The organism is Pseudomonas sp. PGPPP1 (assembly GCF_002255865.1).
In the GTDB taxonomy this organism is placed as follows: domain Bacteria; phylum Pseudomonadota; class Gammaproteobacteria; order Pseudomonadales; family Pseudomonadaceae; genus Aquipseudomonas; species Aquipseudomonas cremoris.
The window spans coordinates 93542-106501 of the sequence record NZ_NKIG01000002.1; the positions used below are offsets into that span (position 1 = coordinate 93542).

The 12960-nt window shown below is 60.4% G+C and carries 13 protein-coding genes; 9 read left to right on the plus strand and 4 right to left on the minus strand.

Translation table 11 applies throughout. The features are described from left to right. Positions 1-82 precede the first annotated feature (82 nt). Positions 83-862, minus strand: a complete 780-nt coding sequence (locus CFE47_RS05010; RefSeq protein ID WP_286835768.1) for a hypothetical protein — start codon at positions 860-862, stop codon at positions 83-85. 171 nt (positions 863-1033) lie between these two features. Between CFE47_RS05010 and CFE47_RS05015 the strand changes: the two genes are divergently transcribed. The 5 genes from CFE47_RS05015 to CFE47_RS05035 all read left to right on the plus strand — a co-directional run bounded on the left by CFE47_RS05015 (position 1034) and on the right by CFE47_RS05035 (position 6161). Continuing rightward, entirely contained in the window at positions 1034-2065 is a 1032-nt protein-coding gene (locus CFE47_RS05015; protein ID WP_286835769.1) for a LacI family DNA-binding transcriptional regulator, read from the plus strand. A gap of 67 nt (positions 2066-2132) precedes the next feature. Beyond that, positions 2133-2915, plus strand: a complete 783-nt coding sequence (locus CFE47_RS05020) for a sugar phosphate isomerase/epimerase family protein (RefSeq protein WP_286835770.1) — start codon at positions 2133-2135, stop codon at positions 2913-2915. Next, positions 2908-3849 (plus strand): sugar kinase, encoded by a 942-nt coding sequence (locus CFE47_RS05025; RefSeq protein WP_286835771.1) that lies wholly within the window; start codon positions 2908-2910, stop codon positions 3847-3849. The genes CFE47_RS05020 and CFE47_RS05025 overlap by 8 nt, the downstream gene beginning before the upstream one ends. A gap of 45 nt (positions 3850-3894) precedes the next feature. Further along, a complete protein-coding gene (locus tag CFE47_RS05030) occupies positions 3895-5187 on the plus strand; it encodes an MFS transporter (protein WP_286835772.1) in 1293 nt (430 codons plus the stop codon). Then, positions 5184-6161: a 2-hydroxyacid dehydrogenase gene (locus tag CFE47_RS05035; protein WP_286835773.1), complete on the plus strand. Its 978-nt coding sequence runs from the start codon at positions 5184-5186 to the stop codon at positions 6159-6161. Before CFE47_RS05030 ends, CFE47_RS05035 begins: the two co-directional genes overlap by 4 nt. A gap of 133 nt (positions 6162-6294) precedes the next feature. Here CFE47_RS05035 and CFE47_RS05040 read toward each other — a convergent pair whose 3' ends face one another. Then, a complete protein-coding gene (locus CFE47_RS05040) occupies positions 6295-7920 on the minus strand; it encodes a methyl-accepting chemotaxis protein (protein WP_286835774.1) in 1626 nt (541 codons plus the stop codon). A 234-nt stretch (positions 7921-8154) separates the two neighbouring features. Here CFE47_RS05040 and CFE47_RS05045 point away from each other — a divergent pair, with 234 nt between their 5' ends. From CFE47_RS05045 to CFE47_RS05055, 3 genes are read left to right on the plus strand one after another with little or no spacing between them, the layout of a single operon-like run. Next, positions 8155-9582: a nucleobase:cation symporter-2 family protein gene (locus CFE47_RS05045; protein WP_286835775.1), complete on the plus strand. Its 1428-nt coding sequence runs from the start codon at positions 8155-8157 to the stop codon at positions 9580-9582. Positions 9583-9595: 13 nt separating this feature from the next. Continuing rightward, entirely contained in the window at positions 9596-10057 is a 462-nt protein-coding gene (locus CFE47_RS05050) for an LEA/WHy family protein (protein WP_286835776.1), read from the plus strand. A gap of 5 nt (positions 10058-10062) precedes the next feature. Further along, positions 10063-10614, plus strand: a complete 552-nt coding sequence (locus CFE47_RS05055) for a GNAT family N-acetyltransferase (RefSeq protein ID WP_286835777.1) — start codon at positions 10063-10065, stop codon at positions 10612-10614. Between the two features lie 110 nt (positions 10615-10724). Here CFE47_RS05055 and CFE47_RS05060 read toward each other — a convergent pair whose 3' ends face one another. Continuing rightward, on the minus strand, positions 10725-11651 hold the full coding sequence (locus tag CFE47_RS05060; RefSeq protein WP_286835778.1) for a carbon-nitrogen hydrolase family protein: 927 nt from the start codon (positions 11649-11651) through the stop codon (positions 10725-10727). Positions 11652-11733: 82 nt separating this feature from the next. Here CFE47_RS05060 and CFE47_RS05065 point away from each other — a divergent pair, with 82 nt between their 5' ends. Next, positions 11734-12627 carry a LysR family transcriptional regulator gene (locus tag CFE47_RS05065; RefSeq protein ID WP_286835779.1) on the plus strand — a complete coding sequence of 298 codons (894 nt, stop codon included), beginning with the start codon at positions 11734-11736 and terminating at the stop codon, positions 12625-12627. Here the strand turns inward: CFE47_RS05065 and CFE47_RS05070 are convergent. Then, a complete protein-coding gene (locus tag CFE47_RS05070) occupies positions 12620-12874 on the minus strand; it encodes a hypothetical protein (RefSeq protein WP_003190904.1) in 255 nt (84 codons plus the stop codon). The two genes, CFE47_RS05065 and CFE47_RS05070, sit on opposite strands and share 8 nt — an antisense overlap. Positions 12875-12960 lie beyond the last annotated feature (86 nt).

Here is a 12960-nt window from a genome sequence, read left to right on the forward strand (position 1 = left end):
AGGCCTGAATAAGTAAGACTTATCCGAAGGCGGCGAGTGACGCGGCGTTCAGCCAAGTAAGACGCTTTAGCAGGTGTGCGGCCTAACGCTGGAAATTACGGCCCGATAGTGCCACCGAGATCAAGCTCTTGTTCCCGGCAAAGTCCGTCAGTTGGTAATAAAAGCGATAGAAACCATTGGGCAGTCCTTCAAACGCTCGGACTGGCAAATTGAAGGTTGTAGGTACTGCGTCCAGCGGCAAGCTATCCAGGGAAGGCTCGCTCCCAAGGGGTGCAACGGTGCTGAACCAGATACCGGTGATGGCATCTCCTGCCGCCCATGCTATGTGACTGCGGATCACAAAGTTAAAGCCTCCAGGGTTGGTATCGAGGGTGGCTTGGTTGATATCGACACCCGCAGGCAGCTCCGCTGGGTAGTCGGCCTCGGGGGGCTGGGTCGAGCCAGCGACATCCTGATACGGCGCGTAAAAGTCCAGGTCCATGCGGCTCTCTTGGGAAAAGTTGCGGTAGTCACCGTCATCCCCCGAGCGCACCTTGAACCGCAGGCCAAAGCTGCCGTGCGCCAAGACGCTCAGTGGGATCTTGACCGCTACCGAGGGAGCCGTGGGCGCTGTCTCAAAATAGGTGTCGTACAGTCGGATCCAGAATGAAGTCCCCGCTGGCTGCACCTCACATAGCAAAAGGTCGTGGTCCCGCGGACCGTCCCACAGAGCACACATGAGCAACAGTTCACCCGCGTTGATCAAATAGGGGCTGTACAGCAGGTCATCGACGCTGTTGAGCGCCTGGGGAAAAAGCGCGGGTTTCAGATTGGGGTTATCCCAACCCGGTTGCTTCAGTGGGTCAAAAAAGACGATGGTCATCTGAACATCTCCCAGGGGATTGCTACACAGGTTAAGCAGCATGCCCGGCAAGGCGTAACTGTCAGAAATCACAGATGGCTTGTGCACCTGACGAAACGCACCTTGACGAATTTTTTGATCTGGTGTCTTCTGAAACCGGTTTCATACTTCCAATAAGAAAGGCCAGGCCACATGACTTCCTTCTCCGTCGCCCAACGCAGCCGCGTGACCATGCTTGATGTGGCCCGCCACGCCGGCGTCTCCAAGGCCAGTGTTTCGCGGTTTATCGGCGACGACCGCGCCCTGCTCTCCGATGCGATTGCCTTGCGCATCGAACACGCCATCGAACAGCTCGGCTATCGTCCCAACCAAATGGCCCGCGGCCTCAAACGTGGGCGCACGCGCTTGATTGGCATGCTGGTGGCCGATATTCGCAACCCCTATTCCATTGCCGTGATGCACGGCGTCGAAACCGCCTGCCGCCAGCACGGCTACAGCCTGGTGGTATGCAACACCGACCGTGATGACGAGCAAGAGCGCCAGCACTTGGCTGCGCTGCGCTCGTACAACATCGAAGGGTTGATCGTGAATACGCTCGGTCATCACTTGGACCAATTGCTGGAACTGCAACGGGAAATGCCTCTGGTGCTGGTAGACCGCAAGGTCGAGCCGCTGCACAGCGACTTGGTGGGTCTGGATAACCCGGCGGCTGTGCGCATGGCGGTGGAGCATCTGCAACAACAGGGTTATCGCGAAGTGTTGCTGGTGAGTGAAGCGACCGATGGCACCAGTTCGCGGTTGGAACGTATTGAAAGCTTTAAGCATGAAATTACCAGCCGCCCGCAGCTGGCCGGCGCCGTGTTGGAGTTGAACGCCGAACTGGAACACCACCTGCAACGCTTCCTGGCCAAAACCGGCCCCAAGGCGGTGTTCTGCGCCAACGGTGTTGCAGCATTGGCCTGTACTCGCGCACTCAAAGACCTGGGCTGCAACCTGTTTGAAGATGTCGGCCTGATCGCCTTGGATGACCTGGATTGGTACCCGCTGGTGGGCACGGGTATCACCGCCCTCGCCCAACCTACCGAGGCCATTGGCGCCACAGCCTTCGACTGTTTGCTCAAGCGCCTGCGCGGCGATACTGAACCGACGCGCACTCTAGATTTCCTGCCCCAATTGATTATCCGGGGTTCAACACAAACCGTTGTGGGAGCCCTAACCAAGTAGTGAGCGGGCTTGCCCTCAGGTTTTGAATCACGCACAAAAATGAAACCGGTTTCAGAGGTAAATAACAATGCATAAATACCCCGTGTCTATCAGTCTTTCCAGCTACGGCGCCGACGTGGTTCGCCAGCAAGGCCAACTCAGTTTTGTCGAGCTGCTCAAGGCCGCCGGCGCCCAGCGCATCGAGTGGCGTGAAGAATTACTGACCACCGAGCGCCCGGCCGAACTGGCCCAGGCCGCTGCGCAACACCAGTTGGAATCGGTGTTTTCATCGCCCCTGGAGCTGTGGGTGGCCGGCCGCGCGCAACCCAATGCCGAACTCGCCGCTACCCTGGACCGCGCCCAGGCCTTTGGTGCCCGTTGGCTAAAAGTCTCCCTCGGCTACTTTACCGACACAAACGACCTGGAAAGCCTGCATGCCCTGCTCGCCCAACACCCGGTGCAACTGCTGGTAGAAAACGACCAGACCCTGCACGGCGGACGCATTGAACCGATGCAGCGTTTTTTCACTGAAGTGGAACGCCTGGGCCTACCCGTGAAGATGACGTTCGATATCGGCAACTGGCAGTGGCAAGACCAATCCGCCCTCACCGCCGCGCGCCTGCTGGGCCGACACGTTGACTATCTGCACTGCAAGGCCGTGGCCAGGCGTGCAGACGGCAAATTGGTCGCGCTACCGCCTGGCGCCACCGACCTGCATCTGTGGGAACAACTGCTCAAGCACATGACTCAAGGGATTACCCGGGCAGTGGAATTCCCGTTGCAAGGCGATGACCTGGTGGAGGTCACCGCGCAGCAGGTCGACACCCTCGCCCGCTTGGGCCAGCCACGTGTGGAGAACGCTCATGTCTGAGATCGATATCCTGTCGTTCGGTGAAACCATGGCGATGTTTGTCGCCGAGCAAACGGGCGATCTGGCCCACGTTGCACAGTTTCATAAACGTATTGCGGGTGCTGACAGCAATGTTGCCATTGGCTTGTCGCGGCTGGGTTTTAACGTCACCTGGCTGAGCCGAGTGGGCAATGATTCCCTTGGGCGCTTTGTGATCGACACGTTGCAAAAGGAAGGCCTGGATTGCCGGCATGTGGCAGTCGATCCGTTGCATCCCACCGGCTTCCAGCTCAAGTCCCGCGAAGAGGCTGGCGCTGATCCCCAGGTGGAATACTTTCGCAAGGGTTCGGCGGCCAGTCATTTGTCTATCGCGGCGATCAGCCCGGCGCTGCTCAACGCCCGCCACCTGCATGCCACTGGCATTCCGCCCGCGTTGTCCGAGGCTACTCGTGAGCTGTCCACCGAATTGATGACGCAAATGCGCAAGGCCGGGCGCAGCGTATCGTTCGACCCGAACCTGCGCCCGTCGCTGTGGGCCAACCAGCAGACAATGATTCGCGAAATCAACGCCCTCGCCGCCCACGCCGACTGGGTCTTGCCAGGCCTGGGTGAAGGCCGTTTGCTCACCGGTTTTGATGACCCGGCCGATATCGCCGCGTTTTACCTCGACCAGGGTGCCGAGGCCGTCGCGATAAAACTCGGTCCGGATGGCGCTTATTACCGCACCCAGATGGATCAAGGCTATGTCGCCGCAGTCCGCGTGGACAAAGTGGTCGACACCGTCGGCGCCGGCGATGGCTTTGCGGTAGGCATGATCAGTGCGCTGCTGGAAAGCGCCAGCTTCCCCGAAGCCGTACAGCGCGGCAACTGGATCGGCAGCCGCGCCGTGCAAAGCCGCGGGGACATGGAGGGTTTGCCCACTCGCCGGGAATTACCCACCACCAACGTCGCATAACCCACTACCTGTTGCCACAACTACAACAAGCTCAGGAGCAACCCCATGGAAACCGTGAAACTCGCCACCCGCCGTTGGTGGTACATCATGCCCATCGTTTTTATCACCTACAGCCTGGCGTACCTGGACCGCGCCAATTATGGCTTCGCCGCCGCCTCAGGAATGGCCGAAGACCTGATGATCACCCCCGGCATGTCGTCGCTGCTGGGGGCGCTGTTTTTCCTCGGTTACTTTTTCTTCCAGGTGCCAGGGGCGATCTATGCGCAGAAGCGCAGCGTCAAGAAGCTGATTTTCGTCAGCCTGATCCTGTGGGGCGGCCTGGCCACCCTCACCGGCGTGGTATCCAACGCCTATATGCTGATCGTGATTCGCTTCATGCTCGGCGTGGTCGAAGCGGCGGTCATGCCGGCGATGCTGGTGTACCTGTGCCACTGGTTCACCCGCGCCGAACGCTCGCGTGCCAATACCTTCCTGATCCTCGGCAACCCGGTGACCATGCTGTGGATGTCGGTGGTGTCGGGCTATCTGGTGCAGCATTTCAGCTGGCGCTGGATGTTTATCATCGAAGGCCTGCCCGCCGTGCTGTGGGCGTTTATCTGGTGGAAATTGGCAGATGAACGTCCCAAGGACGCCAAGTGGCTAAGCGACGACGAAAAATCCGCGCTGGAAAGCGCATTGGCTGCCGAACAGGTGGGCATCAAGGCGGTTAAAAACTACGCCGAGGCCTTCCGCTCGCCCAAGGTGATCGTGCTGGCGTTGCAGTTCTTTTGCTGGAGCATCGGCGTGTACGGCTTTGTGCTGTGGCTGCCATCAATCCTCAAGGCCGGGTTGAAGATGGACATGGTCGAAGCAGGCTGGCTGTCGGCGCTGCCGTATCTGGCGGCGGTGATCGGCATGCTCGTGGTGTCTTGGGGCTCGGACAAGCTGCAGAAGCGCAAGCGCTTTGTGTGGCCGCCGTTGCTGATCGCGTCCATTGCGTTCTATGGCTCCTACGCGCTCGGGGCTGAACACTTTTGGTGGTCCTACACCCTACTGGTGATCGCCGGGGCCTGCATGTATGCACCCTACGGCCCGTTTTTCGCCATCGTTCCAGAAATCCTGCCCGCCAACGTTGCCGGAGGCGCCATGGCGCTGATCAACAGCATGGGTGCCCTCGGTTCGTTCGGCGGCTCCTACCTCGTGGGCTACCTCAACAGCAGCACCGGCTCGCCCGGCGCTTCCTACTTATTAATGAGCGGCGCGCTGCTGCTGTCGGTGGTGCTGACCATTTTCCTCAAGCCCGGCGCCAGCGACCGCTCGCCGACGCCCACCCTCGAATTGAAGGTCAAGACCGCATGAAAAAGTCTGTCGTGTTGTACAAGAAACTCTCCGCGCCGCTGATGGCTCGCCTGCATGAACAGGCGGACGTCACGTTGATCGAGGCGCTGGACGAAAGCGGCCTGGCCAAGCTGCGCGAGGCCCTGCCCGGTGCCCACGGCCTGTTGGGCGCCAGCCTGCGCCTGGACGCCAAGTTGCTTGACCTGGCGCCGCAACTGGAGGCAGTGGCCAGCGTGTCCGTGGGGGTCGACAACTACGATATCGACTACCTGACCGAGCGCGGCATTCTGCTCAGCAACACTCCGGACGTACTCACCGAAACCACCGCCGACACCGGCTTTGCGCTGATCCTGGCCACTGCCCGCCGCGTGGTGGAACTGGCCGACATGGTGCGTGCCGGCCAATGGAGCAAAAACATCGGCCCCTCGCATTTCGGCACTGACGTGCACGGCAAGACCCTGGGCATCATCGGCATGGGGCGTATCGGTGAAGCGCTGGCCCAGCGTGGGCACTTTGGCTTTGGCATGCCGGTGATCTACCACAGCCATTCGCCCAAGCCGTTGGTGGAAAAACGCTTTGGTGCGCAGTACCGCAGCCTGAACGCGTTGCTGCAAGAGGCCGACTTTGTGTGCCTGACGTTGCCGTTGACGGCTGAAACCGAGAAGTTGATCGGCGCCGAGGAGTTTGCGCTCATGGGCCCCGAGACGATCTTTATCAACATCTCGCGGGGCAAGGTGGTGGATGAGGCGGCGCTGGTCGAGGCCCTGCAACAACGCACCATTCGCGCGGCGGGGTTGGACGTGTTTGAGCGTGAACCGCTGAATCACGACTCACCGTTGTTGCGCTTGAACAACGTGGTCGCCACACCGCATATCGGCTCGGCAACCCATGAAACGCGGGAGGCGATGGCGAAGTGTGCGGTGGATAATCTATTGCAGGCGTTGGCCGGGGAAAAGCCGCAAAACCTGGTGAACCCAGCAGCCTGGACTCAGTAACCCTGACACACCGCTGAAAAAACTGTGGGAGCTGGCTTGCCTGCGATAGCGGTGAATCAGCCAATGATGCATTGACTGACAGGTTGCTATCGCAGGCAAGCCAGCTCCCACAGGGGGTTTTGTGTGGTGATGGTTAGATAACGAACCTCGCCACCATCCCATTCAAATCCACCGCCAGGCGCGACAGCTCATGGCTGGCCGCACTGGTCTGGTTGGCACCCGCGGCTGACTGGGTGGCCAGGTCGCGGATGTTCACCAGGTTGCGGTCCACTTCACGGGACACCTGCGCCTGTTCTTCAGATGCGCTGGCGATCACCAGGTTGCGTTCGTTGATCAAACTGATCGACTGGGTAATCTGCTCCAGCGCCACACCAGCAGCGCGGGCCATTTCCAGGGTGTTCTGGGTGCGCAGGTTGCTCTGTTGCATGGACTGAACCGCCTCACCGGTACCATTTTGGATGCCGGCAACCATCTTCTCGATTTCCTGGGTCGACTGCGCGGTGCGATGGGCCAGGGCTCGCACTTCGTCTGCGACGACCGCAAAACCACGCCCCGCTTCACCGGCGCGGGCTGCTTCAATGGCTGCGTTAAGCGCCAACAGGTTGGTCTGTTCGGCAATCGCGCGGATTACGTCCAACACCTTGCCAATATCACGGCCCTGCGTGGCCAGGCCTTCGATCAGCACGGCGGTGTTTTGCACATCCTGGGTCATGGTCTGGATCGCGCCGACCGTTTCCACTACCCGGTCGCGGCCTTCGCGTGCGGCCTGGTTGGACTGGCCAGACGCCTCGGAAGTGGACACAGCGTTACGCGCCACTTCTTCCACTGCAGCGGTCATTTCGTTGACGGCTGTGGCGGCCTGGTCGATTTCGTTGTTTTGTTGTTGCAGACCTTTGGAGGCCTCCTCCGTGACCGCACTCAACTCTTCGGCGGCAGACGCCAACTGCGTGGCCGAGCCGGCGATGTGCTGGATGGTCTGGCGCAGGTTGGCTTGCATCGCGGCCAGGGCGATGAGCAGGCGCGCGGGCTCATCCTTGCCGTCGTCTTCGATGACTTTGCTCAAGTTGCCACCGGCAATGGTCTGCGCCACTTCCACGGCTTTGCGCAATGGCGTAACGATGCTGCGGGTCAACAACCAGGCCAACAATACCGTCAGTAATGCTGCAGCAACCGACACGACGATGACACCAGTGATTGCGCCTTGATAGCTTTCGCCAGCTTCAGCGTCGGCATCCTTGGCATCCGCCGCGTTGATGGCGATCAGCTTGTTCAACTGCTCGCCCATCAAGTCGGTGCCATCCTTGATGCGGGTGTTGATAAGACTGCGCATGTCCTCGACCTTGCCTTGCTTGGAGAGGGCTAGCATCTCGGACTGGGCCTTGAGGTAGTTGTCCAACGTACTGACAAACGTCTTGTACAGCGCCGCCTCCTCCGGACCCGCAGGCAGTGCTGCGTAACCGGCCTGGGCGGTCTTCACTTTATCGGCCAGCACGCCCATGCGGATTTCGGCTTCTTGCAGGCCAGCAGGCTCGCGATTAACCAGTACGCGGAACGACAGGATGCGCAAGCGCAGCACGTTCTCTGTGATAGTGCCCAGGTAGGTGACGCTGGGCACCTGGTTCGCACTCATGTCTATCGAAGATTGCCGTATCTGCGTCATGCGGTTGACCGCAAACACCCCCAGTAAAACCACTAACAACGCGATGAATGCGAAGCCGAGAAACGCACGCGGGGCAATATTCAGATGACGGAGGGACATAGGGGATGCTCTCAGAAGTAGTGTTTGCGAGCGTCCCTGCCGCGAAACGATCAGCCGGTGGCAACGCGCCGGACTGACCTTTGGCACCACTGTTGTCGTTGGAGTGTGGGCCTATATCCAATATCGGCAGGGGCTGCGGTTTAGCGCAGGGCGCTCATAAATATTTTTTTACACTTCTGACGATCGGCGCTTTCTGGCATCCTGCGCCTCCCATTTCTGACCCGAGCCCGCATTTTGTCTGACGCTCAAGCCCCCCGCCCCCGCTATAAATCCGATCTGATCTACGGCTTGGAAGACCGCCCGCACTTCACCGCAGCAATTTTTGCAGCGCTGCAGCACGTGCTCGCCAGTTTCGTCGGCATCATCACGCCCACCCTGATTGTTGGCGGCGTACTCGGCCTGGAAAGCGAAGTGCCCTACTTGGTGAGCATGGCGCTGTTCGTGTCGGGGCTGGGTACTTTTGTGCAGGCGCGCAAGTTCGGGCCTATCGGCTCGGGGCTGTTGTGCCTGCAAGGCACCAGCTTTTCGTTTATCAGCGTGATCCTCAGCGCGGGCTTCATGGTCAAGGCGCGCGGCGGCGGCACCGACGAGATCCTTTCGACGATCTTTGGTATCTGCTTTTTTGCGGCGTTTATCGAAGTGGTGCTCAGCCAGTTCATCGGCAAACTGCGCAAGCTCATCACTCCCGTGGTCACCGGCACCATCATCACCTTGATGGGCTTGTCGCTGATCAAGGTGGCCGTCACCGACATGGCCGGCGGCTTCGGTGCCAGCGACCTGGGTGCTGCAAGCAATATGGGCCTGGCGGCGCTGGTGCTGCTGACCATTGTGGTTCTTAACCGTTTCAACAACCCGTTCCTGCGCTTGGGCTCGATCGTGATCGGCCTGACCCTGGGCTTCGTCGTGGCCTGGTTGATGGGCCGCGTCGACATGGCAGCGCTGCCCCACGTGCCGTTGATCAGCGTGCCGGTGCCGTTCAAGTACGGCTTCTCGTTCGACTGGGTGGCGTTTATCCCGGTGGCGGTGATCTTCCTGATTTCGCCGTTGGAAGCGGCCGGTGACCTGACGGCCAACTCGATGATTTCCCAGCAGCCGGTCAAGGGCCCGCTTTATATCAAGCGCATCAAGTCGGGCTTGTTGGCTGACGGCCTTAATTCGGCAATGGCCGCGACCTTCAACAGCTTGCCGATGGTGACCTTCGCCCAGAACAACGGCGTGATCCAGTTGACCGGCGTGGCCAGCCGTTACGTGGCGTACTTCATCGCTGGCCTGCTGGTGCTGCTGGGGCTGTTCCCGATGATCGGCGCAGTGCTGCAACTGATGCCCAAGCCGGTACTGGGCGGTGCCACCCTGATCATGTTCGGCACCGTGGCCGTGGCGGGAATCAAGATTCTCGCCGAAGCCGGGCTGCATCGGCGCAATGTGCTGATCGTAGCGATCTCCCTCGGCATGGGCCTGGGCGTCGCTGCCGTGCCGGAAGTGCTGCGTGACCTGCCCAAGGCGCTGCACAACATCTTTGAATCGCCGATCACCGTGGGCGCGTTCTGTGCAATCTTGCTGAACATTTTCCTGCCGGAAGAGTTCATAGAGCTGGAAGAAGATGAATTTGATCCGGAGTCCTCTACCCTCAAAGTGATGCAGGACCCGGACGTCACGAAATAGGAGCACCTTTTATATGCGCAAGCTCATGGTTCTATCGCTACTGCTGCTGACCTTGAGCGCCTGCGCGCTGTTCCCCAACCGCGACCCGGTAAATATCACGGTGGTGGGCATCGAGCCTCTGCAAAGCCAGGACCTGGAAGTGCGTTTTGCCGTGAAACTGCGGGTGCAAAACCCCAATGAAACGGCCATCGACTACAACGGCGTGGCCATGGACCTGGACGTCAATGGCCGGCCGTTGGCGTCGGGGGTAAGTGATCAAAGCGGCTCCATCCCACGTTTTTCCGAGGCGGTGCTGACGGTGCCAGTCAGCGTTTCTGCGTTCTCTGTGTTACGCCAGACCCTGGGCCTGAGCCAGACACAAAGCCTGAACAACCTGCCCTACGTACTGCGCGGCAAACTGGCCGGTGGCCTGTTTGGCACCATGCGCTTTGTCGACCGTGGCACCCTGGACCTGCCCAACACTGCCACCTGGTGAACGCCATGCAACCGACGCTGTACACCGAGCGACTGATCCTGCGCCCACTGACCCTGGACGATGCCGAGGCCACCCAGCAGCAATTTCCCCATTGGGAAGTAGTGCGCTACCTCAACGCCGTGGTGCCTTGGCCCTACCCGGCCGACGGCGCGCGCAGCTATCTGGAGCACGTCGCATTGCCGGCCATGGCGCGCGGTGAAGAATGGCATTGGTCGATCCGCCTTAAGAGCGCACCTGAGGTGTTGATCGGCAACGTCTGCCTGTCGGATACCGTGGACGACAACCGTGGTTTTTGGCTGGGCCCGCAATGGCAGGGCCTGGGGCTGATGACCGAGGCCAGTGCGGCGGTGACCGATTACTGGTTTGGCGTGCTCGAACGCCCGGTATTGCGTGTGCCCAAGGCAGCCCCCAACCTGGGTTCGCGACGGATCTCCGAGCGTGAGGGGATGCGGTTGGTAAGGACGGATGAAGGCGAGTTTGTTGAAGGCACCTTCCCACGGGACACTTGGGAGATGACCCGTGAGCAATGGCTAAAATCCAAATCCCCCAAACCATAAAAATCCAATGTGGGAGCTGGCTTGCCTGCGATGGCGGTCTATCAGCCATGGATGTGCAAGCTGGCACACCGCTATCGCAGGCAAGCCAGCTCCCACATTTTGAACGGCGTTTAATCAGTGATGAAGCGAACGCCGGGCTTTTCCCGCTCATCCACTACCAACTCAAACACATCCGGCCGCGCATAGTGCCCTACCACGTCATAGTCATACCGCGCCCGCACCAGGTCGTCGGTATCGATCTGCGTCGTCAGCAACCCTGCCTCTCCCACCAACGGCCCGGCCAGGATGTCGCCCATGGGCCCGACAATCACACTGCCCCCCGCAATCAACGGGCGTTCCGCTGGCCAATTCGCCACCTCCACGCCTAACGCCGCGGGCGAGGCCTGCACCTGGCATGCACTCACCACAAAACAGCGGCCCTCATGGGCGACATGGCGCATGCTCACCTGCCACATTTCCCGCTCATCCACGGTGGGGGCGCACCATATCTCCACGCCTTTGGCATACATGGCAGTACGCAGCAGCGGCATCATGTTTTCCCAGCACACGGCGCCGCCGATACGGCCTACCGCCGAGTCGATTACCGGCAAGGTCGAACCATCGCCCTTGCCCCAGATCAGACGCTCGGTGCCGGTGGGCATCAACTTGCGATGCTTGGCCACCAGACCGCCTGACGGCTCGAAATACAGCACCGTGCAATACAGCGTGTTGCCACTGCGCTCGATCACGCCCAGCACCAGGCTCGCTCCGGTGCGTGCCGACAGGCCGGCCAATGCGTCGGTCTCGGCGCCGGGGATGTCGATGGCATTGGCAAAGTAGCGGGCAAAGGCTTCGCGCCCTTCCGGTAGACGGTAACCCAGTTGGGTGCCGAAGCCTTCGCCCTTTGGATAGCCACCCAGCAACGCCTCGGGCATGACCACCAACTGCGCGCCACTGCGGGTTATTTCTGCCTCATAGCTCAAGATTTGCGCCAAGGTCTCGCCCTTGCCGCCAGGCAGGGAACCGATTTGCAGGGCCGCCACGGTAGAAACAGGCATCACGATCACTCCAAGTCAGGGGGGTTGCCCATTCTCCCGCCAGCCTCGATCATGAATAAAGCCCACCTCACTGCTGAATGATATGAGCCAAATGAATATCGCCCACATCGATCTCAACCTGTTGAAGACGTTCGAAGCCCTGCATGACGAGTCCAGCGCCAGCCGTGCGGCCTTGCGCCTGGGTGTGACGCAGTCGGCCATCAGCGCAGGGTTGCGGCGTTTGCGCCAGGTGTACGGTGATCAGTTGTTCGTGCGCACGGGCCGCGGCCTGGCACCGACGTTGCGGGCCAACCAGTTGAAGCCGGTGATCAGCGAAGCGCTTGAACGCTGCCGACAAAGCCTGGCCATGGTCAACCCGGATAACCAGCAGTACCAGGGCCGCTCCGTGGTGCTGGGCTTGTCGGATGACTTCGAGATTGCCTACGGGCGCACACTGATGGATGAAATCGCCCGGCGCGCACCTAAACTTCGGGTGATTTTCCGTCAAACCCACAGCCAGATCGTCGCCGGCGCCCTGCTCGACCGTACCTTGGACCTGGCCATCACCGCAGGTGGTTTTGCGCAAAGCAGGCTGAGTCGCCAGGTACTGGGGGAAGGTGATTACCGCTGCCTGGTCGACTCTGACCAGCCCAGCATCAGCCTGGATGAGTTCGTCACCCGTGAGCATGTGCTGGTGTCGTCCGGCGGGTTTATCGGCATTACCGACGAGGGCTTGGCGGCACAAGGCTTGAGCCGCCAGGTGTGCGCTTCCACCAGCCATTTTGCCGCGCTGCCTTATCTGCTCAAGGGCAGCCAGGCAGTGGCGACCATTCCTGGGCATGCCGCGAAAGCCATCGCCCAGATGAGTGGCCTGCGGATGTTGCCCTGCCCGCTGGCACTGCCACGCTACCCGGTGGAACTGGGTTGGCGTACCCAGGCGCAGCGGGATCCGATGTTGCTGAAAGTACGCGAAGCCATTGTGGCGAGTTTTACTTAGCGGCCGCCATCAGCTTGTTGACCTCACTGCGTACCATGTTGGAGAACTCCGGCGGCGACATGCCGTCAAGTTCGGCGCGCACCCACTCGGCCCACTTGCCCTTGCGCTTGGCACGCTCGCCGAACAAGCGGGCCGCTTCGCCCTTGGCCTTGCCCAGGTTGGTTTGCCACAGGTCGTAGAGGCGGGACTTTTCATCTTCCAGCTCGGCGCGTTCGGCGAGGGTCTTGTTGGCGAGATTGAAGCTCATGTTGAATTACCTGCTGCACAAATAGGCGACATCTTACACTGTAGGTCGAAATTTCCTGTTTCGGATTTTGCTGGAAACCGCCTGCC